This is a genomic window from Yersinia sp. Marseille-Q5920, from assembly GCF_946902935.1.
In the GTDB taxonomy this organism is placed as follows: Bacteria; Pseudomonadota; Gammaproteobacteria; order Enterobacterales; family Enterobacteriaceae; genus Yersinia; species Yersinia rochesterensis.
The window spans coordinates 1-790 of the sequence record NZ_CAMPQA010000030.1; the positions used below are offsets into that span (position 1 = coordinate 1).

Consider the following 790-nt stretch of genomic DNA (forward strand, 5'->3'; position numbering starts at 1 on the left):
GCCAATCAGTGCCGCTTTTGAGCCGCTTAAACCGGTGTTTAACTGGTTTAGTGACAAGGTGAAACAGCTTTCGAACTGGTTCGCTGACCTGATTAAACCGGTGAAAGCCACGCAAGAAACCTTGGACATAGCCACCAACGCGGGCAAGTTATTTGGTGAGGGCTTGGCGGCGGCGCTCAGTCTGCCGATGAATGCGCTAAATACGCTGCGCAGTGGCATTGACTGGGTGCTGGAAAAGCTCGGTATTATCGATACCAAGTCTGACGGGCTGGCCGATAAAGTCCCGAAAGATAACCCTTACGCGGGCGGATATTCGCCCAGTGGCGGCTTGCTTACCGGGGGTTATCAACCTGTCACCGCCAATACCGGCACCACCATTGTTGATAGCAGTGTGACCACCAATGATATCAAGGTGACTATCCCGCCGGGTATGAGCCGACAGGATGCAGAGCGAATGATGGTGGATGCCCTTGCAAAAAATGAACGGGATAAGCGCGCCCGGTCACGCGGCCAGATGGAGAGTGATTAATCATGATGTTATCACTGGGTTTATTTGTCTTTATGGTACAGACCACCCCTTACCAGAGCATGGGGCGCAATATTGATTACCGTTGGCCGACTAACAGCCGGGTGGGCCTGCGTCCGGCAGCGCAATTTCTTGGTGTCGACAGTGAGAAAATCACCTTATCTGGTGTGTTGTTGCCAGAGTTGACGGGTGGCCGCCTGTCATTGTTGACCCTTGAAGCGATGGCCGACCAAGGCAAGGCGTGGCCGCTGGTTGAGGGGAGCG

At 54.2% G+C, this 790-nt stretch carries 1 protein-coding gene and 1 pseudogene; both read left to right on the forward strand.

Going from position 1 to position 790, the window contains the following annotated elements:
- Nucleotides 1-529, forward strand: a pseudogene (locus tag OVO64_RS20385) (phage tail tape measure protein); the annotation flags it as partial.
- A 2-nt stretch (nucleotides 530-531) separates the two neighbouring features.
- Nucleotides 532-790 (forward strand): phage tail protein (locus tag OVO64_RS20390; protein WP_267248997.1); only part of this gene is annotated, 259 nt, incomplete at its 3' end.